Annotated in this window: 19 protein-coding genes; 8 read left to right on the top strand and 11 right to left on the bottom strand. The window is 56.2% G+C overall.

The features are described from left to right. Nucleotides 1-2: 2 nt before the first annotated feature. From mdcC to mdcH, 6 genes are all read left to right on the top strand, one after another. A complete protein-coding gene (gene mdcC / locus IAI47_RS01735; protein ID WP_008926277.1) occupies nt 3-302 on the top strand; it encodes a malonate decarboxylase acyl carrier protein in 300 nt (99 codons plus the stop codon). Beyond that, nucleotides 295-1,128, top strand: a complete 834-nt coding sequence (locus IAI47_RS01730; protein WP_003853038.1) for a biotin-independent malonate decarboxylase subunit beta — start codon at nt 295-297, stop codon at nt 1,126-1,128. Before mdcC ends, IAI47_RS01730 begins: the two co-directional genes overlap by 8 nt. After that, entirely contained in the window at nt 1,128-1,928 is an 801-nt protein-coding gene (mdcE, locus tag IAI47_RS01725) for a biotin-independent malonate decarboxylase subunit gamma (protein WP_008926278.1), read from the top strand. The genes IAI47_RS01730 and mdcE overlap by 1 nt, the downstream gene beginning before the upstream one ends. A 135-nt stretch (nt 1,929-2,063) precedes the next feature. After that, nucleotides 2,064-3,023: an AEC family transporter gene (locus tag IAI47_RS01720; protein WP_008926279.1), complete on the top strand. Its 960-nt coding sequence runs from the start codon at nt 2,064-2,066 to the stop codon at nt 3,021-3,023. A 1-nt stretch (nt 3,024) separates the two neighbouring features. Further along, the gene (locus tag IAI47_RS01715; protein ID WP_008926280.1) at nt 3,025-3,642 is read left to right on the top strand and encodes a malonate decarboxylase holo-ACP synthase; all 618 of its coding nucleotides are present in this window, start codon (nt 3,025-3,027) and stop codon (nt 3,640-3,642) included. Further along, nucleotides 3,639-4,541, top strand: a complete 903-nt coding sequence (mdcH, locus tag IAI47_RS01710) for a malonate decarboxylase subunit epsilon (RefSeq protein ID WP_008926281.1) — start codon at nt 3,639-3,641, stop codon at nt 4,539-4,541. Before IAI47_RS01715 ends, mdcH begins: the two co-directional genes overlap by 4 nt. Here the strand turns inward: mdcH and IAI47_RS01705 are convergent. The 7 genes from IAI47_RS01705 to asd form a co-directional block, all read right to left on the bottom strand. Continuing rightward, entirely contained in the window at nt 4,522-5,457 is a 936-nt protein-coding gene (locus IAI47_RS01705) for a LysR family transcriptional regulator (RefSeq protein ID WP_008926282.1), read from the bottom strand. The genes mdcH and IAI47_RS01705 overlap by 20 nt on opposite strands. Nucleotides 5,458-5,672: 215 nt before the next feature. Then, nucleotides 5,673-8,120 (bottom strand): glycogen phosphorylase, encoded by a 2,448-nt coding sequence (gene glgP, locus IAI47_RS01700; RefSeq protein WP_008926283.1) that lies wholly within the window; start codon nt 8,118-8,120, stop codon nt 5,673-5,675. Nucleotides 8,121-8,139: 19 nt separating this feature from the next. Continuing rightward, complete coding sequence (gene glgA, locus IAI47_RS01695) at nt 8,140-9,573, bottom strand: glycogen synthase GlgA (protein ID WP_003853048.1); 1,434 nt, start codon at nt 9,571-9,573, stop codon at nt 8,140-8,142. A gap of 63 nt (nt 9,574-9,636) precedes the next feature. Continuing rightward, nucleotides 9,637-10,929, bottom strand: a complete 1,293-nt coding sequence (glgC, locus tag IAI47_RS01690; protein WP_003853050.1) for a glucose-1-phosphate adenylyltransferase — start codon at nt 10,927-10,929, stop codon at nt 9,637-9,639. 10 nt (nt 10,930-10,939) lie between these two features. Next, nucleotides 10,940-12,922 (bottom strand): glycogen debranching protein GlgX, encoded by a 1,983-nt coding sequence (glgX, locus tag IAI47_RS01685; protein ID WP_008926284.1) that lies wholly within the window; start codon nt 12,920-12,922, stop codon nt 10,940-10,942. Next, the gene (glgB, locus tag IAI47_RS01680; protein WP_003853052.1) at nt 12,919-15,102 is read right to left on the bottom strand and encodes a 1,4-alpha-glucan branching enzyme; all 2,184 of its coding nucleotides are present in this window, start codon (nt 15,100-15,102) and stop codon (nt 12,919-12,921) included. The genes glgX and glgB overlap by 4 nt, the downstream gene beginning before the upstream one ends. Before the next feature lie 359 nt (nt 15,103-15,461). Continuing rightward, the gene (gene asd / locus IAI47_RS01675) at nt 15,462-16,571 is read right to left on the bottom strand and encodes an aspartate-semialdehyde dehydrogenase (protein WP_003853053.1); all 1,110 of its coding nucleotides are present in this window, start codon (nt 16,569-16,571) and stop codon (nt 15,462-15,464) included. A 217-nt stretch (nt 16,572-16,788) separates the two neighbouring features. Here asd and IAI47_RS01670 point away from each other — a divergent pair, with 217 nt between their 5' ends. Both IAI47_RS01670 and IAI47_RS01665 read left to right on the top strand, forming a co-directional pair. Then, nucleotides 16,789-17,382, top strand: a complete 594-nt coding sequence (locus IAI47_RS01670; protein WP_008926285.1) for a YhgN family NAAT transporter — start codon at nt 16,789-16,791, stop codon at nt 17,380-17,382. 180 nt (nt 17,383-17,562) lie between these two features. Next, a complete protein-coding gene (locus tag IAI47_RS01665; RefSeq protein WP_008926286.1) occupies nt 17,563-18,039 on the top strand; it encodes a DUF805 domain-containing protein in 477 nt (158 codons plus the stop codon). A 24-nt stretch (nt 18,040-18,063) separates the two neighbouring features. Here IAI47_RS01665 and gntU read toward each other — a convergent pair whose 3' ends face one another. The 4 genes from gntU to IAI47_RS01645 form a co-directional block, all read right to left on the bottom strand. Next, a complete protein-coding gene (gene gntU, locus IAI47_RS01660; RefSeq protein WP_008926287.1) occupies nt 18,064-19,404 on the bottom strand; it encodes a gluconate transporter in 1,341 nt (446 codons plus the stop codon). Nucleotides 19,405-19,406: 2 nt separating this feature from the next. After that, nucleotides 19,407-19,943, bottom strand: a complete 537-nt coding sequence (gene gntK, locus IAI47_RS01655; protein WP_008926288.1) for a gluconokinase — start codon at nt 19,941-19,943, stop codon at nt 19,407-19,409. A gap of 140 nt (nt 19,944-20,083) precedes the next feature. Then, nucleotides 20,084-21,079, bottom strand: coding sequence for a gluconate operon transcriptional repressor GntR (gene gntR, locus IAI47_RS01650; protein WP_003853061.1), 996 nt, complete (start codon nt 21,077-21,079; stop codon nt 20,084-20,086). Nucleotides 21,080-21,181: 102 nt separating this feature from the next. After that, a complete protein-coding gene (locus IAI47_RS01645; protein ID WP_003853063.1) occupies nt 21,182-21,877 on the bottom strand; it encodes a pirin family protein in 696 nt (231 codons plus the stop codon). Between the last annotated feature and the right edge of the window lie 376 nt (nt 21,878-22,253).

The raw sequence follows: 22,253 nt of genomic DNA, 5'->3' as shown, positions 1-22,253 counted from the left end.
TTATGGAACACATCACATTATCTCTACCTGCTAACCGCCTGCTCAGTGGCAGAGCGCTGGCCGGGGTCGTTGGTTCCGGTGATATGGAAGTGCTGTACACCGCAACTGAAGGCCAGACACTGAACGTCAATATCACCACCTCACTGGATAACAGCGACGCCCGCTGGAAAGCGCTGTTTGACCGCCTGAACTTAATCAACGGCCTGCCCGCCGGAGAGATGATTATCCACGATTTCGGTGCGACACCGGGCGTGGCGCGTATCCGTATTGAACAGGTTTTTGAAGAGGTGAGTCATGCGTAACGATGCCAGTTTTATTGAATTACGAGCCCGCGAACGTGCGCATGCGCTGCTGGATGCGGGCAGCTACCGCGAACTGCTGGATCCTTTTGAGGGCATCATGTCGCCCTGGCTGGCTCCGCAGGGCGTGGTGCCCCAATCCGATGATGGCATGGTCGTGGCACGCGGCACGCTGAACGGTCAGTCTGCGGTGGTGATCGCCATCGAAGGCACCTTCCAGGGCGGCAGCATGGGTGAAGTCTCCGGGGCGAAAATGGCGGCGGCGCTGGAGCTGGCGGCAGAAGACAATCGCAACGGCATCCCGACACAGGCGGTGCTCTGCCTTGAGACCGGTGGCGTGAGGTTACAGGAAGCGAACCTGGGGCTGGCAGCGATTGCCGATATTCATGCGGCGATTGTCGACCTTCGTCGCTACACCCCGGTGATCGGCATCGTCAGCGGCACCGTTGGCTGCTTCGGCGGGATGTCTATCGCCGCCGCGCTCTGCAGCTATCTGATTGTGACCCGTGAAGCCCGTCTGGGCCTGAACGGCCCGCAGGTGATTGAGCAGGAAGCGGGAATTGAAGAGTACGACTCTCGCGATCGTCCGTTTATCTGGAGCATGACCGGCGGCGAAATCCGCTACGCCAGTGGCCTGGTCGATGCGCTGGTGAATGACGGTATCAATGCCGTGAAAACCGCGATGCATGATTTTATTGCCAGGGGCGTTCCGGCGCAGAACCGCAGTGATAAGTATGACGACTTCCTGTCACGTCTGACGCAGTTCGATACCCGCCAGCAGGCGGACACCGCGCAGATTAAACAGCTTTTCGCCCAGGAGGAGAAATAATGACACAGACAAGCAGCCGTGGTGCAACCTGGCTGGAAAAACTTGCACCTGATGCACAGCGCCTGAGCGGTCTGTGCGCCTCTGTTCAGGTGGCTGACGGCCAGCTTAATGGCGAAGATGTCCGCTTTATCGCCGTCGTGCCCGATGCCCAAAACCACTATCCGCGCGCCGCGCAGGGTGAAGTGGGTCTGCTGGAAGGCTGGACGCTGGCGAAAGTGGTGAATGAAACGCGGGAAGCTGACAAAAACAGCGCTGTGAAACGTCCGATTGTGGCGGTGATCGACGTCCCCAGTCAGGCCTACGGTCGCCGCGAAGAGGCGTTTGGCATTCACCAGGCGCTGGCAGGTGCAGCAGGCGCCTATGCGAATGCGCGCCTTGACGGTCATCCGGTGATTGGTCTGATTGTGGGTAAAGCAATGTCCGGTGCGTTCCTGGCACACGGATATCAGGCCAACCGCCTGGTTGCGCTCAACGATCAGGGTGTGCTGGTGCATGCCATGGGCAAAGCGTCAGCGGCGCGCATCACACTGCGTTCGGTAGAGGCGCTGGAGAAACTGGCCGCCACCATTCCCCCTATGGCGTATGACGTGAATAACTTCGCCACGCTGGGTCTGCTCTCTGATCTGCTGAACGTTGCCAATCCTGATGCGCCGTCTGACGCTGATGTGGCGATGGTCGAAATTGCATTACAGAAGGCGATCAGTGACGCACGTCAGGATCCTACCCTGAAAAACCGCCTTGGCGCCTCTAATCGTCAAAGCTCCTCCCTGGTTCGCGAACGTATGCGCGCGACCTGGTAATGACATAAAAAAAACCAACCTGCCGAAACCGGTCTGACGGGGCGCATAGCGACGTGCGCCCCGGAGCAGTGGCCGTGGTCAGAATTATAAACATCGCTGTTTTTAAAGAATTTTTCTCTTAATTACAGGTGATTTATGATTTACATAATTGTTCATGCCCTTGCTCCAATTTTTATCATTATGCTGTTAGGTTTCTGGGCCGGTAAGGCCGGAATGGTCAATAACAGAGATGTCTCCCTGCTCAATATTTTCGTGATGGATTTTGCGCTGCCCGCTGCGCTGTTCAGTGCCACCGTTCAGACACCCTGGTCGGGTATCGTGGCGCAGTCGCCATTGATTGTCGTCTTAACCGGGGCGATGTGGATAACCTATGTGGCGCTCTATTTCCTGGCGACCCGCCTGTTTAAAAAGTCGCCTCAGGATGCTGCGGTATTAACGCTGACTGTCGCCCTGCCCAATTACGCCGCGCTGGGGCTGCCGATTCTGGGCAGCGTACTGGGAGAAGGTTCAGCAACTTCACTTTCTGTTGCGGTTTCAATTGCCTGCGGCTCGGTGCTGATGACACCCTTCTGCCTGCTGATTCTGGAACGGGAAAAAGCGCGCATTGCCGGTGAGAATGTGGGTTCGACAGTGACCATGCTGCCGGTGCTGATGTGGCGCTCGCTCAAAAAGCCGATCGTTCTTGGCCCGCTGCTGGGTGTGGTGTTGTCGGCGCTGGGCTTCAGAATGCCGGAGCTGGTCATCTCAGCGATTAAGCCGCTGGGGCTGGCAGCCACCGCCGCCGCGCTGTTCCTGACCGGCGTGATCCTCTCCGCACGTCAGCTGAAACTCAACGCCATCGTCGGCGTCGGGACGGTTGCCAAACTGCTGATTCAGCCCTTTATCGCCTGGGGTCTGGTGCTTGCGCTGGGACTTCACGGGTCAGTGGCAATCACCGCTATTCTGATGATAGCGCTGTCAGCCGGTTTCTTTGGCGTGGTGTTCGGCAACCGCTTTGGCGTGCAGTCACCCGATGCTGAGGCCGTGCTGCTGCTAAGCTCAATTCTGTGTATTTTATCTTTACCGTTGTTCATTACGCTGACATCAGGAATGTAATATGCGTGCGCCGCGTCCCCACGATTTGCTCTGGCTGCGACACAGCAGTGCTTTAGCCACGATTCAGGAGAGCTGGGTCAGCCCGTTCTGGCATCCCGACATGCCGGTGGTGGTGCGGCGCGATCGCCATGAATCCGGTTTGATCCCGATTGGCGTGCGCGGTGAGCGACGTGAGCGACGCGCCGCTGGCTGGATCACGTCAGACACTATTATCCGCGTGGTGACGCCAGAATGGCTGGCTGAACGCACACGGCTGCTGGATTCGCCCTTTACGGCTTATGCGCCTGTCAGCGCGGCGATTTCGCTCAGCGAGACCGCCTGGCCGTGGCGCTGGGGCATTACCGGCAGCACCGGTTATGCGCTGGCAACGCAATGCCCTGTGTTGCACGCCGCCAGCGATCTGGATGTCATCATCCGCGCCCCGCAGCCACTGCCACGCGATGCGCTGCAACGCTGGCAGACAGCAACCGACGCGCTGAGCTGCCGGGTGGATACGCAGGTGGAAACGCCGTCTGGCGCCTTTGCCCTGAACGAGTGGCTACGCGAGGAGCGCGTGCTGTTAAAAACCGACACCGGACCGATACTGACCGCTTCACCCTGGAGCAGGGAGAATCCATGAAAATACTCTTTACCTTCCCCGGCCAGGGCACCCAGCGTGCCGGGATGCTGCAACATCTGCCTGAGGGGGATGCGCTGAAAAGCCGCGTGCGTGCGGTGCTGGGCGACGAAGCTGACCGGCTCGACAGTGCCGATGCACTGCGCCACACCCGCGCCGTGCAGCTCTGTCTGCTGATTTCAGGTGTTGCCTGGGCGCGCGAACTGATCCGCCGTGGGGTGAAACCCGATATCGTCAGCGGTTTATCGATTGGCGCGTTTCCTGCGGCGGTGATTTCCGGCGCGCTGGATTTCAGCGACGCCCTGCGGCTGGTTGCGTTGCGCGGCGATCTGATGGAGCAGGCGTATCCGCAGGGATATGGCCTGACCGCCATCACTGGCTTAACGCTGAGCCAGCTGGAGAAACTGCTGCCCGGCAGTAACACCTACATCGCGAACCTCAATGCGGAAACGCAGATTGTGATTGCTGGCCGCGACGAGGATATGGCAGTGGTCGCGCAGAGGGCGCTGGATGCGGGAGCCAGTAAAGCGATTAAGCTCGCGGTGAGCGTGCCATCGCACTGCGCGCTGCTGGATAAACCCGCCGCCGAACTGGCTCGCGCCTTTGCGTCCGTCACCCTCTCCCGCCCCGATTGTGCCTACCTCAGCGGCTCAACCGCGCGGGTGATTTGGGAGCCGGAGAAAATTGCCGACGATCTTGCCTTTAATATGGCGCGCACAGTGCAGTGGAATGATGCGATGGTTGCAGCGAATCAGCGTGACGCCCGACTGGCCATTGAGATGCCGCCTGGCAGTGTGCTGACCGGTCTGACGCGTCAGGCGAACTGGCAGGGCGAAGCGATTTGTCTGGAACGTAACAGCGTGGAGGTGGCACTGCATCTCGTTAAACGGTTACATCAGTAAGGCTGCGGGCGTACATTCGCCCTTCTGCCGCCAGGGCCAGCAGGTCATTGTCACGTTCGCGGTGATGTGAGTAGACAATCGAGATCTGCTGACGCATCTGGTAAGGCTCAGCCAGCCTCAGCAGCTGGATGTTATTTTCATACACCTTCTTCATCCGTCCCGGAATCAGCGCCAGACCCACGCCCGCCTGCACCAGGCTTATCATCGAGAAGATGTCATTTACCTGGGTAACCATGCGCGGTTCAAATCCGGCAATCTGAAATGCCTCCTGTGAACCGGCATAAGTGGCGAATCCCTCTGCCAGTGAGACAAAATCACGGTCAGCATAATCACGCAGATCCACCGGTCCGGTTGCGCTCTGCGATTCTCCAGCCGGCATGGCCAGAAAGATGCTGTCTGTGAACAGCGGAATCACTTCAAATTGCGCATCACTGAGTTCGCCCTCATCGGTGGCGATCAGAATCGCATCCAGCGCGTCATCTTCCAGCATATTGAGCAGCATCTGATTCGACCCCATAGTCAGGTCAAGCTCCAGGGCTGGACGACGCAGCTTCATGCCCATGATCAGGCGGGGAATGGTTTCAAGCGTCAGCGAGTAGAGTGTGCCAAGCCGCAGGCGACCCCCGCCGATACCCGCCACTTTGCGCGCCTCTTCAATGCCTTTGCCCATCAGTGTGGTCACGTCGCGACAATAGTCCAGCAGCGTCCAGGCAGCCGGCAGCGGCACCAGGTTGCGGCCTTTATGAATAAACAGCGGGCAGTCGATGCCCTCTTCCAGCGTGTGCAGGGCGCGATGCACGCTGACGCTGCTCAGCTCCAGCGCTTCCGCCGTGCGGGCGATATTGCCTTTGCTCATAAACATCATGAAGACGCTGAGCTTACGGAAGGTAATTTCCTGGTTAATGTTGTCACTCATTGGCTGCGGTTGCCTGTAGGGTCGTTTTGCATGTCCGCATAGTAACGATTCTTCACCAGGGTGTAATGATCACGCTCGCACAACGGGCATTTACAGGCCCGGAGTCGATAAGCGGCTGAATTTTTTAGAGGTGTGTGGCGTGGGAGAGAAGCAGAAAGAGGAAGAGTGCGGCCGATCCCTCGGCCGCAGAGAAAACAAAATTTACTGCAGGAGCCTTACAACCTTACCGGCGAGATATTCCAGATCTCGTCAGCGTACTCCTGAATAGTACGGTCCGACGAGAAGTAGCCCATTCCGGCAATGTTTTTCGCCGCGCGGCGCTGCCACTCATCCGGCTTACGGTAGAGCGCATCCACCTTATCCTGGGTATCTACGTAGCTGCGATAATCCGCCAGTAACTGATAGTGATCGCCGAAGTTAACCAGTGAATCGAACAGATTGCGGTAGCGGCCCGGATCCTGCGGACTAAACAGACCTGAAGCAATCTGGGTCAGCACCTGGTGCAGTTCCTCATCGCCTTCGTAATAGTCACGCGGGTTATAGCCGTTCTTACGCAGCGCTTCGACCTGTGGCGTGGTATTCCCGAAGATAAAGATGTTCTCTTCACCAACGTGATCCAGCATCTCAACGTTAGCCCCATCCAGCGTACCGATAGTCAGCGCGCCATTCAGCGCAAACTTCATGTTACTGGTGCCGGAGGCTTCAGTGCCTGCGGTGGAGATCTGTTCAGAAAGATCGGCCGCCGGAATGATGATCTGCGCCAGACTCACGCTGTAGTTCGGGATGAAAACGACCTTCAGCTTGTTCTTCACCTGCGGATCATTGTTGATCACATTCGCGACATCGTTGATCAGGTGAATAATGTGCTTGGCAACGTAATACGCTGATGCCGCTTTACCGGCAAAGATATTCACGCGCGGCACCCAGTTCGCCTGCGGATCGGCCTTGATTCGGTTGTAGCGGGTGATCACATGCAGCACATTGAGTAACTGGCGTTTGTACTCGTGAATACGCTTGATCTGCACATCGAATAGCGCGTTCGGGTCGAGCACCACGTCCAGATTCTTCGCGACCCAGTCAGCCAGGCGGCGCTTATTCTGATGCTTGGCGACCGCCACTTTTTCAATAAACGCCGGATAGTCGATCTGCGCTTTCAGTTCGCTCAGCTGACTGAGATCGGTGCGCCAGTTACGACCAATCTCCTCATCCAGCACCTCTGACAGCGCCGGGTTGGCCAGCGCCAGCCAGCGACGTGGCGTCACACCGTTGGTTTTGTTACAGAAACGCCCTGGGAAGAGGCGCGAGAAATCGGCAAACAGAGACTGCACCATCAGATTGGAGTGCAGCTCAGACACGCCGTTCACTTTGTGACTGACCACAACCGCCAGCCAGCCCATGCGAATCCGGCGGCCGTCGTTCTCATCAATGATCGAAATGCGCGACAGCAGATCCAGGTCATCCGGATAGTGATCCTGAATGGTCTTGAGGAAGAAGTCGTTAATCTCGAAAATAATGCTGAGGTGGCGCGGCAGGATCTTACCGATCATATCAACCGGCCAGGTCTCCAGCGCTTCGGTCATCAGGGTATGGTTGGTATAGGAGAAGACCTGACAGCAAACGTCAAAAGCGCTGTCCCAGCTGAATTTATGGTCGTCGATCAGCAGGCGCATCAGTTCAGGGATCGCCAATACCGGATGGGTATCGTTGAGGTGAATGGCGATTTTGTCCGCCAGGTTGTCCCAGGTCTGATGCATCCGCCAGTGACGATTCAGGATGTCCTGCACCGTCGCGGAGACCAGGAAATATTCCTGACGCAGACGCAGTTCACGGCCGGAATAGGTGGAGTCATCCGGATAGAGCACGCGCGACACGTTCTCAGAGTGGTTTTTATCTTCCACTGCCGCAAAATAATCACCCTGGTTAAACTTACCGAGGTTGATTTCGTTGCTGGCCTGCGCACCCCAAAGTCGTAAGGTGTTGGTGGCGTCGGTGTCGAAGCCCGGGATGATCTGGTCATAAGCCATCGCCAGAATCTCTTCGGTCTCCAGCCAGCGCACTTTCGTGCCTTCATGCTGCACGCGACCGCCGAAACGCACTTTGTAACGGGTATTGAAACGCTGGAATTCCCACGGATTACCATACTCAAGCCAGTAATCCGGAGACTCTTTCTGCTCACCTTCCACGATGTTCTGTTTGAACATGCCGTAGTCATAGCGGATGCCGTAGCCACGGCCCGGCATGCCCAGCGTCGCCAGCGAATCGAGGAAACAGGCCGCCAGGCGACCGAGACCGCCGTTGCCCAGTCCCGGATCGTTCTCCTCTTCCATCAGCTCGGCCAGATCCAGCCCCATCTCATCCAGCGCCTGGTTGAGATCGTCATAAATCCCCATCGCCAGCAGCGCATTCCCCAGCGTGCGGCCCATCAGGAACTCCATCGACAGGTAATAAACCTGGCGGACATCCTGAGAGAGCTGGGCACGGCTGGAACGCAGCCAGCGCTCCACCATCCGGTCGCGCACCGCCAGCAGCGAGGCGTTGAGCCACTCGTGCTTGTTGGCAATAGAGGGATCTTTGCCGATGGTAAACATCAGTTTGTAGGCAATCGAATGCTTTAAGGCATCAACCGTCAACGTTGGTGAGGCGTAAGTGAAAGGTGCATTCATATCCAGTTTTCCCAATCCGTTACATCAAACGTTGGTAGAGATCACGGTAGGCTGTTGCTGCCACCTGCCAGCTAAAGTCCATTGCCATCGCCTGGCGCTGAACATAGCGCCATAACGAAGGACGGGACCACAATACGAACGCACGTCGGATGGCCCGTAACAGCGACCAGGCATTGGCATCTTCGAAACTGAATCCACTGGCGATACCGTCGGCCAGATTCTCTAACGAGCTATCATTAACGGTATCGGCCAGTCCACCCGTACGTCGCACTAACGGCAACGTACCATACTTCAGGCCATAAAGTTGTGTCAGACCGCAGGGCTCAAAGCGACTCGGCACCACAATGACGTCCGCGCCACCCACAATGCGGTGTGAAAATGCTTCGTGATAGCCAATCTGCACGCCTACACTTCCGGGATGTTCTGCCGCCGCCGCCAGGAATCCCTGTTGCAGTTCGGCATCGCCCTGACCCAGCAGCACCAGCTGTCCGCCCTGCGCCAGCAAGCCAGGCAGCGCCTCTAAAACCAGGTCCAGACCTTTCTGTTTAGTCAGGCGGCTGATCACGCAGAACACCGGCGCTTTATCATCCACTTTCAGGCCCATCGCAACCTGCAGCTGACGTTTATTTTCTGCTTTTGCTTCCAGCGTGTCGCGGTTATAGCGTGCGCTCAGCAGCAGGTCGTGCGCCGGATCCCAGATAGAGGGATCAACGCCATTAAGAATCCCGCTAAGACGACCTTCCCGCATCCGCTGCGCCAGCAGGGTTTCCATGCCGTAAGCATATTCAGCAGAGGTAATTTCATGGGCGTAAGTCGGACTGACCGCCGTGATATGGTCGGCGTAAAAGAGCCCCGCTTTCAGGAAAGAGATCTGACCGAAGAACTCCAGCCCATGCATGTTAAAGAATGACCATGGCAGGCCAATCTCATCCATATGATGCGCCATGAACAGGCCCTGATACGCCAGGTTGTGCACCGTGAACACCGACTTAGCCGGACGTCCTCGCGCTTCCAGATAGGCGCAGGTCAGGCCTGCATGCCAGTCATGCGCATGCACGATATCGGGACGCCACATGGAATCCATGCCACACGCCAGTTCGCAGCCAACCCAGCCCAGCAGCGCAAAGCGCAGATAGTTGTCGACATACGCAAACTGCGACTCATCATGATAAGGACTACCAGGACGATCGTAGAGGCCGGGCGCATCAATTAAGTAGATGCCCACACCGTTAAATTCACCAAATAACAGACGTATATGACCAGCAAATGTCTCTCGCTCCGTCACTACCTGGAGATCAGGTATGCCTTTGCGCAATGCGGGAAAAGCAGGCAACAGCACCCGCGTATCCGTACCGCCCGCAATTTGCGCCTGAGGTAATGCCCCGACTACATCAGCCAGTCCGCCCGTTTTCAGCAGCGGGAAAAGTTCTGAACAGACATGTAAAACCTGCATCCTCGACCTCATTAAGTTATCCGGCACGCTCCGCGTGCCGATTGCGTAAGTTCCGCTTATCGCTTACAGCCCCGCTTTGGCCAATCTGGCCAGCATGGCGCGGGTTACCAGTACGATCCCTTCATCCGAACGATGAAACCGGCGACTGTCTTCATCGGGGTTTTCGCCAATCACCATGCCTTCCGGCAGTTCGCAGGCGCGATCAATCACGCAGCGACGCAGACGACACGATCGGCCAACGACCACATCAGGCAGCAGTACAGTTGAATCGATATTGCAAAACGAGTTAACGCGTACCCGTGGGAACAGCACCGAGTTGACCACCACCGAACCGGAGATGATGCAGCCGCCTGAAACCAATGAATTCATGGTCATCCCGTGACTGCCGGAACGATCCTGAACAAATTTGGCTGGCGGCAGCGGCTCCATATGGGTACGAATCGGCCAGGTGACGTCATACATATCGAGTTCCGGCATCACCGATGCCAGGTCGAGATTGGCGCGCCAGTAGGCTTCCAGCGTCCCGACATCACGCCAGTAAGGTGGCGCGTTGTCGTCGTTCTGAACGCAGGAGAGCGCGAAGGAGTGTGCATAGCCTTCGCCACTTGCCACAATTTTCGGCAGAATATCTTTGCCAAAGTCATGGTTAGAGCCTGGCGTCTGCAGATCTTCCTCCAGCAGCGCATAGAGATAGTCCGCGTTAAAAACGTAGATCCCCATGCTGGCCAGCGCCTGCGTGTCATCACCTGGCATGGTAGGCGGCTTCGCAGGTTTCTCCACGAAGTCGATCACCATGTTCTCTTCGTTAACCGCCATCACACCAAACGCCGTGGCTTCATGTACCGGCACGGGCAAACAGGCAATGGTACATTTCGCCTCGTTGACCACGTGATCCAGCAGCATGCGTGAATAATCCATCTTATAAATGTGGTCCCCGGCAAGGATCACGATGTACTGCGCCTGATAGCGGCGAATCACATCAAGGTTTTGCGTCACGGCATCGGCCGTACCGCGATACCACTGTTCGGTCGAAAAGCGCTGCTGCGCTGGCAGCAAATCGACAAACTCATTCATCTCTTCATTGAAGATGGACCAGCCACGCTGGATATGCTGAGTCAGGGTATGGGACTGATACTGCGTAATCACGCCAATCCGTCGGATACCGGAGTTAACGCAGTTGGAGAGGGCAAAGTCGATAATGCGGAACTTGCCGCCGAAATGCACCGCAGGTTTGGCACGCTTAGCCGTTAAATCGACCAGTCGCGTGCCGCGTCCGCCGGCGAGGATCAGAGCAACCGTCTGTGTAGGGAGCTGGCGGGCCAGCATCAGGTGATCTGTTCTATCTAACTTAACCATGTCTGACTCCTTATGATTGCTTTTGGAACACGCACACACCGTGTGCGGGACCATGCCAGACAGTTAACAGGATGGGGTTGTCGTCCCCGGCGAAAGGAGGAAGGGCACGCCATTCTCCGTCTGGTAACACGATGTCATTCACCGTATCCGTGGCGTTTATTGTTATTAACCAGCGGCCGGACAGCAGGATCTGCAATCTGTGCATTCCCTGTGCCCATTCATCGTGTTGCAGTGGCTGGCCACCGGCATTGAGCCACTGCACATTGCCGTCACCGTCCTGCCACCAGCGATCTGCGGTCAGCGCCGGAATGCGCTGGCGCAGAGCAATCAGTGCTGCGGTGAATCCGACTAATCCTTTCTCATCCGCCTGCCAGTCAAGCCAGCTCAGCGCGTTGTCCTGACAGTAAGCGTTGTTATTACCGCGCTGGGTGTGGCCACGCTCGTCACCTGCCAGCAGCATCGGCGTGCCCTGTGACATCAGCAGCGTCGTCAGCAGTGCCCGTACGCTGCGGCGACGGCGTTCAATGACGTCAAAGCTGACGTTCAGCCCCTCTTTGCCGTGGTTGTGACTGTAGTTATCACCATGGCCATCGCGGTTATCTTCCCCGTTCGCCTCATTGTGTTTACGTTCAAAGCTCACCACATCCCACAGCGTAAAGCCGTCGTGGGCGGTGATGAGATTAACCGTGGCGTGTGGCGGCCGGTCGTCGTGCTGGTAGAGATCGCTGGAGGCGGCAAAGCGGCGAACGAACTCGCCATTGCTTAAGCCGCCATGGAGCCAGTATTGACGCGCGGTGTCGCGAAACTTATCGTTCCATTCGGCAAACGGTGGCGGAAAGCGGCCAACCTGATAGCCGTCAGGGCCGATATCCCAGGGTTCCGCAATCAGCTTGACCTGAGAGAGCAGCGGACAGGCGCGTATCGCGTCAAAAAAGGGCGCATCACGCTGGTAATCGGGCGTGCGGCCCAGCACCGGCGCAAGGTCAAAGCGGAAGCCGTCGACGTGGCAGACCCGCACCCAGTAGCGCAGCGCCTCCAGGGCCCACGTCATCACCTGCGGATGGTGGATATTCAGTGTGTTGCCGCAGCCGGTCCAGTTCTGGTACTCACCCTGCTCATCCAGCCAGTAGTAGCTGGCGTTATCGATGCCGCGCATTGAAATCGTCGGGCCAATCACATCCAGTTCGGCTGTGTGGTTAAACACCACATCCAGCACCACTTCGATACCCGCAGCATGCAGGTTTTTAACCGCCTGCTGGAACTCCTGAAGCGGTGTTACGCCCGGCTGACCGGAGGCGTAGCGGGGATCCACCGCCCAAAGTGCAAAGGGGTTGTAGCCCCAGTAGTTACTCAGGCCAAGCTGCAGCAGTCGCGGTTCACTGGCAAAGTGGGCAACCGGCAGCAGCTCAAGGGTGGTAATCCCCAGATCGCGCAGGTAATTCACCATAACAGGATGACCCAGCGCCGCGTAAGTCCCGCGTAACGTTTCCGGAATTTCCGGATGCTGCTGCGTCAGGCCGCGCACGTGGGCTTCATAAATCACTGTGTTACCCCACGGGATACGTGGTGCGACATCACCCTGCCAGTCAAAATCCTCCGCGACGACCCGGGACTTCGGCGCAATCGCTGCGTTGTCATGCGGATCGGGCTGCGCTTCACCGCCATGAAACAGCAGATCATCAGGCACATCGCCTTCTACGGCGCGGGCGCAGGGGTCAACCAGCACCTTCGCCGGATTAAAACGATGCCCCTGCTGCGGCGCCCAGGGGCCATGCACCCGGTAACCGTAGCGCTGTCCCGGTTTTAACGCCGGAACATAACCGTGCCAGATATCCCCACTGCGGCCAGGCAGGTCAAGACGCTGTTCTGCGCCCTGTTCATCAAACAGGCAGAGCTCTACGCGCTCTGCATGCTGTGAGAACAGGGTGAAGTTAACGCCTTTGCCATCGTAACTGGCACCCAGCGGTTCGGGATCGCCGGCAGTGATGGTCATTCAGCCTCCCGCACCAGCCATACTGTTGCCAGCGGTGGCAGATTGAGACTCAGCGACTGCGGTCGTCCGTGGCTCTCCTGCTCATCGGTATGTACCCGCTGATTTCGCACGTCACTGCCGTGATAATCATGCTGGTCGGTATTCAGCACCTCGCGCCAGTAGCCCGGCTGGTTGACGCCAAAGCGATAACCCGGGCGCGGCACCGGCGTAAAGTTACTGACCACGATCACTTCGTTGCCTTCACGATCGCGGCGCACAAAGGCGAAGACGGAATGCTCTGCGTCGTCTACCACTAACCACTCAAAGCCTGCCGGATCGAAGTCGAGCTGATGCAGCGGCGTGTAGTATTGATAGGTATGGTTGAGATCACGCACCAGACGCTGAACGCCGTTGTGCCAGTTATCCTCCCCTTCCAGCAAATGCCAGTCGAGACTGACGTCATGGTTCCACTCACGGCCCTGGGCAAATTCATTGCCCATGAACAGCAGTTTTTTGCCCGGGAAGGCCCACATCCAGCCGTAGTAAGCACGCAGGTTGGCGAACTTCTGCCAGGCATCGCCCGGCATACGATCCAGAATCGAGCGTTTACCGTGCACAACTTCATCATGCGATAGCGGCAGCACAAAGTTTTCAGTGTAGTTGTACATCATGCCGAAGCTCATCAAATTGTGATGATGCTTGCGGTAAATGGGATCGACTTTCATGTAGTCGAGGGTGTCGTGCATCCAGCCCAGATTCCATTTGAACCAGAAGCCCAGCCCGCCACCTTCAGTTGGACGCGTCACGCCAGGATAGTCTGTAGACTCTTCAGCCATTGTCACCGACCCGGATGCTACCGTGCCGAGCGTGCGGTTGGTGTAGCGCAGGAACTCAATCGCTTCCAGGTTCTCACGGCCACCGTACTGATTTGGCACCCACTCCCCTTCACTGCGGCTGTAGTCGCGGTAAATCATCGACGCGACCGCATCTACACGCAGGCCATCGATGCCAAAGCGCTCCGTCCAGTAGAGCGCATTACCCGACAGGTAGTTGCTCACTTCGCGGCGGCCAAAGTTGTAGATCAGGGTGTTCCAGTCCTGGTGGAAGCCTTCACGCGGATCGCTGTGCTCATAGAGCTCTGTTCCGTCGTACTTCGCCAGACCGAAATCATCGCTGGGGAAGTGGCCTGGCACCCAGTCGAGCAGCACGTTGAGGCCCGCTTCATGGGCAGCGTCAATGAAGGCGCGAAACTCGTCACGCGTACCAAAACGGCGGGTCGGCGCATACATGCCCAGCGGCTGATAGCCCCAGCTGCCGTCAAACGGATGTTCGTTAACGGGCAGCAGTTCGATATGGGTAAAGCCCATCTCTTTAACGTAAGGCACCAGCTGTTCAGCCAGCTCTTTGTAGCTCAGCCAGAAGTTGTTGTCGGTGTGACGACGCCAGGAACCCAGGTGGACTTCATAGATTGAGATGGGCGCGTCGAAAGCGTTGGCGGCCTTGCGCTCCTCTTTCATCTCAACCGGCTCCGGCAGACCACAAATCATCGACGCCGTCTGCGGACGCATCTGTGCCTCAAAGGCGTACGGGTCCGCTTTGATGCGCAGCTCACCATTGGCATCGATAATTTCATATTTGTAGAGCTGGCCGTTAACCGCACCTGGCACAAACAGTTCCCAGATACCTAACTCCTGACGCAGACGCATCGGATGACGGCGGCCATCCCAGAAGTTGAAATCGCCAACCACGGAAACGCGACGGGCATTGGGTGCCCAGACGCAGAAGCGGGTGCCGAAGACGCCATCAATCACGTCGCCGTGCGCGCCCAGCGTCTCATAAGGGCGCAGATGCGTCCCTTCCGCCAGCAGCCACAGATCCATCTCCTGCAGCAGTGGCCCGAAACGATAGGCATCATCGACGAGGTTTTGCTGACCATGCCAGTTGACCGCCAGTTGATAACGGAATGGATTTTTACGGCGTGGAATGACGCCACTGAAGAAGCCGCGTGCATCTTCACACACCAGCTGAGCCAGTTTACGCCCGGTGGAGGTTTCAATGACCCACACTTCAAGCGCTTCGGGGAGCAATGCCCTGACCTCAAGGCCTTGCTGAGTTCGGTGCATCCCTAGTAACGAAAAAGGGTCGGCATAATTACCCGCAAACAGGGCATTGATCGCATCGCGATCGGGAAGCTCTGACATGACTTTCTTCCTGTGATAATTGGCAGCCGAAATGAACGCAACATAGCCTGTCGCGCTTCACCTGCGCTGCTCTTCATTGAGCCATACGTACAACGACAAAGTAGTCAGGCCATTCCATGGGAAAAGTGTTTTTGTCGCGTACCACAACCATTTAATCCGGAAAGCACAAGGGTTACCTGTGGCACATCATGGTTAAATCATAGCTTGGTCACGGCAGTTGCCATGGACTTAAGCAAAATATTCTTTAACGGCTGGCAAAAAAGGGAAGCTGATCACTGAGTAAGCGAAACGGTAGGTTGTTTTGCATACGACACAAACAAAAAAGGCCGGGTAAATCCGGCCTTTGGTGATATGTCTGTTTAGCTGATTAACAACCGCAGCATGCGACGTAGCGGTTCGGCTGCGCCCCATAACAACTGGTCGCCCACCGTGAAGGCCGAGAGATATTCCGGCCCCATATTGAGTTTACGTAACCGGCCAACAGGTGTGGTGAGCGTGCCGGTGACAGCGGCAGGCGTCAGTTCACGCATCGTCAGCTCACGGTCATTTGGCACCACCTTGACCCACTCATTGTGAGAGGCCAGCAGCTGTTCGATTTCCGCCAGCGGCAGATCGCGTTTCAGTTTCAGCGTAAAGGCCTGGCTGTGACAGCGCAGCGCACCGACACGTACGCACAAGCCATCAACCGGGATGACTTTAGAGGTGGCAAGGATTTTGTTGGTCTCTGCCTGGCCTTTCCACTCTTCGCGGCTCTGGCCGTTGTCCAGCTGCTTATCAATCCACGGAATCAGGCTGCCCGCCAGTGGTACGCCGAAGTTGTCGGTCGGTAACGTGCCTGAACGGGTGAAGTCGGTCACGCTACGCTCAATGTCGAGAATGGCGGAAGCCGGGTTCTGCAATGCAGGCGCAACGTGATCGTGCAGCATGCCCATCTGGGTCAGCAATTCGCGCATGTGGCGCGCACCGCCACCCGAGGCTGCCTGATAGGTGGCAACTGAGGCCCACTCAACCAGATCCTGAGCAAACAAACCGCCCAGTGACATCAGCATCAGGCTGACGGTACAGTTACCGCCAACAAAGGTTTTGATGCCACGGTCGATGCCGTCACGAATAACCGCGTGGTTAACCGGATCGAGGATGATGATGGCATCCTCTTTCATGCGCAGCGTGGAGGCCGCATCAATCCAGTATCCCTGCCAGCCGCTGGCGCGCAGCTTAGGATAGACGTCACTGGTGTAGTCGCCACCCTGGCAGGTAATAATGATATCCAGCGCGCGCAGCGCCTCAATATCAAACGCATCCTGCAGTGTGCCCTGCTGTTTGCCCGCAAACGCGGGTGCCGCCTGACCATGCTGCGACGTCGAGAAGAAGACCGGATTGATTGCATCAAAATCACGCTCTTCACTCATGCGGGACATCAGCACTGAGCCGACCATGCCGCGCCAACCAACAAAACCTACATTCTTCATGTCGTGTCCGTCTAAGGCAGTTACACCTGCTTTTCATTTCAGAGGAGAGAGCGGCGTGCTATTTTCACGCCGCTCTGCGTAATAATAAGATTTACCTGTGTCCCCTCACTCTACAAAATGCAGGCCGGGTAGCAAGTGAATTAATTCGATTACGCTAACTTTTTCAGCAGCGTAACTAATAACTCTGCTTTTTCGCGAACAACATGGCGTAAAACCGATGACTGAAATGATTTCGGCGACAATATTATTGTTGTTAATTATGGATCCGCTGGGCAATCTGCCGATTTTTATGTCGGTTTTAAAGCATCTGGAGCCGAAAAGGCGGCGGGTTGTGCTAATCCGTGAAATGCTGATTGCCCTGATCATCATGCTGCTGTTCCTGTTTACCGGCGAACGCATTCTGGCATTTTTAAATCTGCGCACCGAAACGGTATCGATTTCTGGCGGGATCATTCTGTTTCTGATCGCTATCAAGATGATTTTTCCGTCGGCGGAAAGCAGCAGTTCGGGCTTACCGGCGGGTGAAGAGCCATTCCTGGTTCCGCTGGCGATTCCGCTGGTCGCCGGGCCATCGCTGCTGGCAACGCTGATGCTGTTGTCGCATCAGTATCCGCATCAGATGACGCATCTGGTGGGCGCGCTGTTGATCGCCTGGGGCGTGACGGTCGGCATTCTGCTGATGTCAGGTCTGTTCCTGCGTCTGCTGGGTGATAAAGGCGTGAATGCGCTGGAGCGGCTGATGGGATTGATACTGATTATGCTGGCCACCCAGATGTTCCTGGATGGCATTCGGGCTTATCTGAAGTTGTAAGCGCACCTGTGTCCTTTTATCCTGGCAGGCGAGCAGGCTGCCGCCTTCATTCAGCCGGCTTATCACAACGTTACGGCATTGAAATGAATAATAATATTTATATAATGCCGCAAAAAGAGATATCCATGGCAGGCAGTATCGAAAATTAGATGCAGCGTCTGAAAACGCGGGGGAAATGCAATGAGGTTGGGCCTGACCGTACTATCCTTCCCGGGCCAGAAAGCGGCGCTGAATGACGCGCAGCTGATGCAGGTTGACGTTACTGATTTTGCCTGGGTTTACTTATCTGCCGCCGCCATCACGCTGGTTCTTTTTGCTCTGAATAAGAAGAAAATGGGCATGAACAGTCTGCTGCAGATCATCAAAAGCTGTTTTTTGCGCACCTTTAATTATCAAGGGCGTGAAGGCAGGACGAGCTATTTTATTTTCCTGCTGTTCCAGCTGGCCTGGTTCTGCAGTTATCTGCAATGGTTTACCGGGCCATTGCATGAAATTGGCTTAATCGCGCTGCTGCTGTTTATTTTGCCTGTTTTTTCCTGCGGGGTGAGAAGAATAAATGACGCTGGCTATTCATCCGGCGTCATTGTCCTTTTGGTAGTGGCGCCTTATCTGCTGTTCCCTTTTTTACTCTTCCCGCGCTCGCGGGAAAAAAACTGACGGGCAGTTAGCCCGTCAGGTTGGTCAGGAAAGCAGTTCGAAAGCAATCATCCCGACAACCGCGCCAACAGTGCCAAGAATGGTCTCCATCAGCGTCCAGGTCTTCAGCGTTTCCGCTTCGCTGGCCCCGGTGAAGCGGCCAAACAGCCAGAAGCCGGCATCGTTCACATGGCTGATAATGATTGAGCCACCGCCGATGCAGATCGACAGCGCTGCCAGCTGAGCACCGCTGTAGTGCAGCGGTTCAATCACCGGCATGATTAGCCCGACGGTGGTCAGACAGGCGACCGTCGCCGACCCCTGAATAACCCGCACCGCGCCCGACAGGATAAAGCAGGCCAGCGCAATCGGCAGTCCTGCGCCGGTCAGCGCATTGCCCAGCACCGGACCGACGCCAGAATCCACCAGTACCTGCTTAAACACACCGCCCGCGCCAATCACCAGCAGGATAATCCCGGCCGGTTGCAGCGCGCTGCCACACACCTGCATCACCCGCTCTTTATCCATACCCTGACGGTAAGCCAGGCCATAAATCGCCACCAGCAGCGCCAGCAGGATCGCAGTGAAAGGATGGCCGATAAATTCCAGCCATTCATACAGCGTGGTGCCTTCGGTTGTGAAGCGTGCGCCGATGGTTTTCAGGCCAACCAGCACCAGCGGGAAGAGGATCAGTGAGAGGCTGAAACCAAATGACGGCAGCTTGCTCTCATCAACATCCGGCTGATGATCTTCCGGCGGCGCGCTGAACGTGACGTGGTTGCCGATAAAGTTGCCAAACAGTGGCCCGGCAATCAGCATGCCGGGAATCGCCGCACACAGACCCAGCAGGATCATCCAGCCAAAGTCCGCGTGCATCTGCGAGGCCAGCAGCATCGGGGCCGGTCCGGGCAGCAGGAAGGCCGCCGATGCCGCAACGCCCGCAAACAGCGGGATCACCAGTTTCACCAGATTGCCGCCGGTACGCCGCGCCACCGCAAACGCAATGCTGATCAGCAGCACCACGGCAACTTCAAAGAAGAGCGGCAGCGCGCAGATCAGACCGGCAATGCCCATCGCATAATGGGCACGACTCTGACCAAAGGTTTTCAGCATCCTGATAGCAATCTGATCGACGGCGCCGGTTTCATGCAGGATTTTGCCGAACATCGCGCCCAGCGCAACCACAATGGCAAGGAAACCGAGCGTGCCGCCCATCCCCTTTTGCATGGTTTCCGCGATTTTGTTGAGTGGCATACCGGAGAAAAGTCCGGCACCAATGGAGACTAACATCAGCGCGACAAAAGCGTGCATGCGCGCCTTCATCACCAGAAAAAGCAGCAGCAGGACAGAGCCTGCTGCGGTCAAAACGAGTGTTGCGGTATTCATCTCTAACCCTGGCTGATAGCGTCCTGGATAGTGGCAACCGTAGCTGCCACCACATCGTCCAGTGAATGCGCGATATCCACCACCAGTACATCCGACTCATCGCTGCCTGGCTCTTCCAGCGTGGCAAACTGAGTTACCAGCATCTGCGGCTTGAAGAAGTGGCCTTTACGCGCTTTCAGACGGGCTTCGATAGTGTCGAAATCGCCTTTCAGGTAAACAAAACGCAGGTTGTCATTTCCCTGACGCAGAATGTCGCGATAACTTTTCTTCAGGGCTGAACAGACAATGATAGAGATCGCCTGGGTGCGCTGCATGGCAAACGCGGCATCGTTCAGCGCCTGTAACCACGGCTGACGATCGCCGTCATCCAGTGGATGACCATCGGCCATTTTCAGGATGTTGGCGCGCGGATGGAGAAAATCACCGTCAAGAAAGGCCGTGTTGAGCTGGTGAGAAACCTGGTTGGCGACGGCAGACTTTCCGCTGCCTGAAACGCCCATCAGGATGAAGACGTGATGTGACGGGGATTGCGTTGTCATTTTTCTGCTCCGGCAGGTGAGAATTTGCCAATGTTACCGATAACAATGTCGTTTCTCATTCTCCTGGCCGGTTAACAGCCTGGCAACCTTTTTACCAGGAAAAGCATGAAAGTGTGAGCTGACTCATAAAAACGCCACAATCAGATGCTGCCACCTTCACTGATTTCAAAACCGACATCCAGCAGCCGATTATCGCTGCTTTCACCGGCAATGCGCGCCAGTAGCCGCGTCGCCGCTTCACGCCCCATGCGGTCACGTGGCGTGAGCACGGTCGCCAGTTGTGGCGTCACCACCTGGCTGATGTCATGGCCGTGGAAACCGGCAATGGCCATCTGCGAGGGCACCTGTAATCCCTGCCGCTGGCACTCAAACATCGCCCCGACCGCCAGATCGTCATTGGTACAGAACAGGCTATCCGTTTCAGGATAAAGACGCTGCGCCTCACGCAGCAGATCGCCACCGGCGCTGAATGAAGAAGCCTCTTCCATCATCACGCTGCGCGGCGTCAGCCCCGCTTCGCGCATGGCGATTTCATAACCCTGTTGCTTCTGCAACGTACGTTCATCAAGGCGTGCGCCGAGGTAGACAGTGTGACGATGGCCTTTACTCAGGATAGTCCGCGTCATCTGCCGGGCTGCTTCAACGTTATCAAAGCCGACGGCCATATCCAGGCAGGGTGTGACGCTGTCCATCATCTCTATCACCGGAATACCGGCCACTTCCAGCATGCGCAGCGTGCCTGGCGTATGGGTACGTTCGGTGAGAATCACGCCATCGATGTTCCAGCCCAGCAGCGAGCGCAGTTGCCGCTCCTCTTTTTGCGGGTTGTAACCAAAGTGGGCGACCAGCGTCTGATAGTTCGCTTCGTCGGTGACGGCTTCAATGCCGCGCAATACGTCGGCGAAAACCTGGTTGGTGAGTGACGGCAGCAGCACGCCAATGGCGCGACTGGTGGCGTTAGAAAGCATATCGGGGGCGCGATTGGGGATATAACCCAGCTCATCCAGTGCCACTGCAATCTTGTCCCGCAGGGCAACAGAGACCTGCTCAGGATTACGCAGGTAACGGCTGACGGTCATTTTAGTAATGCCGACGCGATCGGCAACATCCTGTAATACCGGTCTTTTCTTCTTCATCGTAGCGCCTGGGATCGCCCTGAAAGCTAAAGTACGATGAGTCTATCACTTTTCTGTCACAAAATTGCCAACCGGGCGCGATGATGCGCGCCCGTAATCTGCTTAGACCGGTGGCAGATCAAACAGCAGGACTTCTGCAGCCGTGCTGGCTTCAATCGTCAGCGCGCTTTCGTCCCAGATCGCCAGGGCGTCACTGGTTGTCACCGCGTTACCGTTAACAGTCACATTGCCTTTGACCACCTGAATCCAGATACGACGTCCTGCCTCAACGGCGACATTGTCCTGCTCACCAGCAGCCAGTACCCAGCGCGATAAGGTCATGTCCTGATAAACTTTCAGCGACCCTTCACGGGCATCCGGGCTTAACACCAGCTGACGCCCTGTAACATCCGGGAAGCGGCGCTGATCGTAGCGTGGCTCAATGCCGGTACGCTCAGGAATGATCCAGATCTGATAAAGGTGCAATGGCTCGCTTTCACTGGCGTTGTACTCAGAGTGACGTACACCCGTGCCGGCGCTCATGATCTGGAACTCCCCTGCCGGGATCTGCTCTTTGTTACCCATGCTGTCCTGATGCTCAACGGTACCGGAAAGCACGTAGGTCAGGATTTCCATATCTTTATGAGGATGGGTGCCAAACCCCTGACCACCATCGATCACATCTTCATTGATGACACGCAGCGCGGAGAAACCCATGAAGTTCGCATCGTGATAGCTGGCGAAAGAGAAGGTATGCCAGCTATCCAGCCAGCCATGGTTTGCGTGACCGCGTTCTTCAGCTTTGCGTACATAGATCATGTTTAATTCTCCTCAATGTTTTTTATAGTGTGTTCCCGAGGCGGTATGATTGATAGCTGAAAAACTTCACTTCTCTGTTCAAATTCGTTGAACAAAATCGGGCTTCTCACTGAAACAGATCGAAGGAAAAGGAGGTGATGCAGGAATGAAAGATATTAAGGGAAAGCCTGAAATAAAGGTTAATCTGATAAACCCGTAAAATAATGAAAGCCGGATAATCCGCGGTTACTTTATTTTCCGTGTCATCATCCCAGGCTAATTTAGCCTCTGGATTTGACACACACAACGTGATTAACGCATTAAAAATGATACCTTAAAAAATAGAGTCAATAAGGTATTACTTTTGATGCCTTAAAACTTCACCTGTAAATTAAAG

Source organism: Pantoea sp. MT58 (assembly GCF_014495885.1).
In the GTDB taxonomy this organism is placed as follows: Bacteria; Pseudomonadota; Gammaproteobacteria; order Enterobacterales; family Enterobacteriaceae; genus Pantoea; species Pantoea eucalypti.
This window is presented reverse-complemented; position numbering and strand designations above follow the sequence as displayed.

What these genes read in the sequence shown, in the direction of transcription:
- mdcC (WP_008926277.1), top strand. Translation starts at nt 3, where the DNA reads ATGGAACACATCACATTATCTCTACCTGCTAACCGCCTGCTCAGTGGC.
- IAI47_RS01730 (WP_003853038.1), top strand. Translation starts at nt 295, where the DNA reads ATGCGTAACGATGCCAGTTTTATTGAATTACGAGCCCGCGAACGTGCG.
- mdcE (WP_008926278.1), top strand. Translation starts at nt 1,128, where the DNA reads ATGACACAGACAAGCAGCCGTGGTGCAACCTGGCTGGAAAAACTTGCA.
- IAI47_RS01720 (WP_008926279.1), top strand. Translation starts at nt 2,064, where the DNA reads ATGATTTACATAATTGTTCATGCCCTTGCTCCAATTTTTATCATTATG.
- IAI47_RS01715 (WP_008926280.1), top strand. Translation starts at nt 3,025, where the DNA reads ATGCGTGCGCCGCGTCCCCACGATTTGCTCTGGCTGCGACACAGCAGT.
- mdcH (WP_008926281.1), top strand. Translation starts at nt 3,639, where the DNA reads ATGAAAATACTCTTTACCTTCCCCGGCCAGGGCACCCAGCGTGCCGGG.
- IAI47_RS01705 (WP_008926282.1), bottom strand. Translation starts at nt 5,457, where the DNA reads ATGAGTGACAACATTAACCAGGAAATTACCTTCCGTAAGCTCAGCGTC.
- glgP (WP_008926283.1), bottom strand. Translation starts at nt 8,120, where the DNA reads ATGAATGCACCTTTCACTTACGCCTCACCAACGTTGACGGTTGATGCC.
- glgA (WP_003853048.1), bottom strand. Translation starts at nt 9,573, where the DNA reads ATGCAGGTTTTACATGTCTGTTCAGAACTTTTCCCGCTGCTGAAAACG.
- glgC (WP_003853050.1), bottom strand. Translation starts at nt 10,929, where the DNA reads ATGGTTAAGTTAGATAGAACAGATCACCTGATGCTGGCCCGCCAGCTC.
- glgX (WP_008926284.1), bottom strand. Translation starts at nt 12,922, where the DNA reads ATGACCATCACTGCCGGCGATCCCGAACCGCTGGGTGCCAGTTACGAT.
- glgB (WP_003853052.1), bottom strand. Translation starts at nt 15,102, where the DNA reads ATGTCAGAGCTTCCCGATCGCGATGCGATCAATGCCCTGTTTGCGGGT.
- asd (WP_003853053.1), bottom strand. Translation starts at nt 16,571, where the DNA reads ATGAAGAATGTAGGTTTTGTTGGTTGGCGCGGCATGGTCGGCTCAGTG.
- IAI47_RS01670 (WP_008926285.1), top strand. Translation starts at nt 16,789, where the DNA reads ATGACTGAAATGATTTCGGCGACAATATTATTGTTGTTAATTATGGAT.
- IAI47_RS01665 (WP_008926286.1), top strand. Translation starts at nt 17,563, where the DNA reads ATGAGGTTGGGCCTGACCGTACTATCCTTCCCGGGCCAGAAAGCGGCG.
- gntU (WP_008926287.1), bottom strand. Translation starts at nt 19,404, where the DNA reads ATGAATACCGCAACACTCGTTTTGACCGCAGCAGGCTCTGTCCTGCTG.
- gntK (WP_008926288.1), bottom strand. Translation starts at nt 19,943, where the DNA reads ATGACAACGCAATCCCCGTCACATCACGTCTTCATCCTGATGGGCGTT.
- gntR (WP_003853061.1), bottom strand. Translation starts at nt 21,079, where the DNA reads ATGAAGAAGAAAAGACCGGTATTACAGGATGTTGCCGATCGCGTCGGC.
- IAI47_RS01645 (WP_003853063.1), bottom strand. Translation starts at nt 21,877, where the DNA reads ATGATCTATGTACGCAAAGCTGAAGAACGCGGTCACGCAAACCATGGC.